The following is a 273-nucleotide window of genomic DNA, read 5'->3' as shown; positions in this document are numbered from 1 at the left end:
ACGAGGTGCCGTTCCTGTGGCGCTTCCATGCCGTGCACCACAGCGTGAAGACGATGGACTGGCTGGCCGGCTCGCGCCAGCACATTCTTGAGTTGATCGTCACGCGTGTGGCCGTGCTGGGGCCGCTGTTCGTGCTGGGTTTCGACAAGGCCGTGGTCGATGTCTACATCATCATTGTGGGCTTCCAGGCGGTGTTCAACCACGCCAACGTTCACCTGCCCTGGGGGCCGTTGAAGTACATCTTCGTGACGCCGGATTTCCACCACTGGCACC

At 61.5% G+C, this 273-nt stretch carries 1 protein-coding gene; it reads left to right on the top strand.

Annotated features, from left to right (window positions below; translation table 11 throughout):
- Positions 1 to 273, top strand: a 273-nt coding sequence (locus tag RVY79_RS19650) for a sterol desaturase family protein (protein WP_317466253.1), incomplete at both ends; no start/stop codon positions are given.

The sequence above is a fragment of the Chromohalobacter sp. HP20-39 genome (assembly GCF_033052815.1).
GTDB lineage: Bacteria > Pseudomonadota > Gammaproteobacteria > Pseudomonadales > Halomonadaceae > Chromohalobacter.
The sequence above is the reverse complement of the archived record's forward strand: the minus strand, read 5'-3'. Positions and strand labels throughout refer to the sequence as shown.